The organism is Bradyrhizobium sp. (assembly GCF_049581145.1).
Classification (GTDB): domain Bacteria; phylum Pseudomonadota; class Alphaproteobacteria; order Rhizobiales; family Xanthobacteraceae; genus Bradyrhizobium.
This window is the reverse complement of record NZ_JBAURI010001104.1, coordinates 1-2,517: the sequence shown is the minus strand read 5'-3', so window position 1 is coordinate 2,517 and position 2,517 is coordinate 1. Positions and strand designations below refer to the sequence as shown.

The 2,517-nt window shown below is 63.4% G+C and carries 2 protein-coding genes; both read left to right on the top strand.

Features of this window, described 5'->3' with window-relative positions; all coding sequences use genetic code 11:
* Window positions 1–1,154: cysteine desulfurase family protein (locus WCB02_RS35495; RefSeq protein ID WP_423966096.1), on the top strand; the 1,154-nt coding region annotated here is incomplete at its 5' end.
* Window positions 1,155–1,238: 84 nt separating this feature from the next.
* Window positions 1,239–2,517 (top strand): Fe-S cluster assembly protein SufB (sufB, locus tag WCB02_RS35490; RefSeq protein WP_423966093.1); only part of this gene is annotated, 1,279 nt, incomplete at its 3' end.

Sequence of the window (2,517 nt, the reverse complement as noted above, 5' to 3'; positions counted from 1 at the left end):
GGGTCTATCTCGACTGGAATGCGACCACCCCGCTCCGCCCCGAGGCGCGGCAGGCCATGACGGCCGCAGGGGACATCTGCGGCAATCCGTCGTCGGTCCATGCCGAGGGCCGCAGAGCCCGCCGCCTGGTCGAGGACGCGCGGGCCCTGGTCGCGGCAAGCCTCGGGGCGTTGCAGCGGAACGTCGTCTTCACCTCGGGGGGAACCGAAGCCAATGCACTGGCGCTGGCGCCAGGGCTGCGCGGCGCGTCCGGCCAACCGGTCGAGCGGCTCGTGGTGTCGGCGATCGAGCATGCTTCGGTGCTCGCGGGCGGTCGGTTTCCTGCTGAAGCCGTCGGCAGGGTCCGGGTGACGCGTTCGGGCCTGGTGGACCTCGACCAGCTCCGCACCGGGCTCAACGGGCCGCCGGCGCTGGTTTCGATCATGGCCGCCAATAACGAGACCGGGGCGGTCCAGCCGATCGCGGAAGCGGCCCAGATCGTCCACCATGCGGGTGGCTTGCTGCACGTCGACGCAATCCAGGCGTTTGGAAAAATACCTATAAATATCAAATCATTGGGTGCAGATCTTGTGACGATCTCCGCGCACAAGATCGGCGGCCCGAAGGGCGTCGGCGCCCTCGTGCTCGCCGAAGGCCTGGCTGGTTTCGAGCCCCTGCTGCGCGGCGGTGGTCAGGAATTCGGCCGCCGTGCCGGGACCGAGAACGTTGCGGGGATCACGGGCTTCGGCGCGGCGATAGCGGCGGCCCTGGGTGGGCTCGAGGACGGTGCGATTCGGCTGGAGGCCATCCGCCACCGCCTGGAAAGCGGCCTGAAGCGAACCCCGGGAGCCATTGTCTTCGCCGAGCAGGTCTCCCGGCTGCCAAATACCACGCTGTTCACGGTTCCCGGGCTCAAGGCGGAAACTGCGGTGATCGCCTTCGACCTCGAAGGGATTGCCGTTTCCTCGGGCTCCGCCTGTTCCTCGGGCAAGGTTCAGCCGTCACATGTGCTGGAGGCGATGGGATTCGACGCAAAACTCGCGCAAGGAGCGGTGCGGCTCAGTCTGGGCTGGTCCACGGCGGAGGCAGACATTGATCGCTGCCTGGAGGCTTGGCGAAAGCTCTCAGGTACCCTAATTAAGGGTTGCGACGAAACACAGCTTGAACGGTTCTAAGCAGGTGCGTTCGGCGCGAAAACATCGTAATGGTGTTGCGAGACTTGTCCACCGCGGTCCTTGAAACCGTGAGCGGAGGATGGAATGCCAGCCGTACAAGAGACGGTCGACCGGGTACGCCGGATCGACGTCGACCAATATCGATATGGATTCGAGACGCTGATCGAATCCGACAAGGCTCCCAAGGGGCTGTCGGAAGACACCGTCCGCTTCATCTCAGCAAAGAAGAACGAACCGGCCTGGATGCTGGAATGGCGGCTGGAGGCCTATCGCCGCTGGCTCACCATGACCGAACCCGTCTGGGCGCGGGTCGATTATCCAGGGATCGATTACCAGGATCTCTATTACTACTCCGCGCCGAAGCCGAAGAAGCAGGTTTCGTCGCTGGATGAGATCGATCCCGAAATCCTCAAGACCTACGAGAAGCTCGGCATCCCCCTGCGCGAGGTCGCGGTGCTGGAAGGCGTGGTGAAGCCGGAGGGCGCGAGCGCATCTCCAGAGCGTCGGATCGCGGTCGATGCCGTCTTCGATTCGGTGTCGGTCGCGACCACCTTCAAGGCGGAACTGATGAAGGCCGGCGTGATCTTCATGCCGATCTCGGAAGCGATTCGCGAGCATCCCGAGCTGGTGAAGAAGTATCTCGGCAGTGTGGTGCCGACCTCGGACAATTTCTTCGCCACCCTGAACTCGGCGGTGTTCTCCGACGGTTCGTTCGTCTACGTGCCGCCGGGCGTGCGCTGCCCGATGGAATTGTCGACCTATTTCCGCATCAATGAGCGCAACACCGGGCAGTTCGAGCGCACGCTGATCATCGCCGACAAGGGCGCTTACGTCAGCTATCTCGAGGGTTGCACCGCGCCGCAGCGCGACGAGAACCAGCTGCATGCCGCGGTGGTCGAACTGGTCACGCTCGACGATGCCGAGATCAAATATTCGACGGTGCAGAACTGGTACCCGGGCAACTCGGAAGGTGTGGGCGGCATCTACAATTTCGTCACCAAGCGTGGCGACTGCCGCGGCGTCAATTCGAAGATCTCCTGGACCCAGGTCGAGACCGGGTCGGCGATCACCTGGAAATATCCGAGCTGCATTCTGCGCGGCGATAATTCGCGTGGAGAATTTTACTCGATCGCGATCTCGAACGGCTACCAGCAGGTCGATAGCGGCACCAAGATGATCCATCTCGGCAAGAACACGTCGAGCCGCATCATCTCCAAGGGCATTGCGGCGGGCAAATCGCAGAACACCTATCGCGGCCTCGTCACCGCGCACCGCAAGGCGACCGGCGCCCGCAACTTCACGGCCTGCGATTCGCTCCTGATCGGCGACAAATGCGGTGCGCACACCGTGCCCTATATCGAGG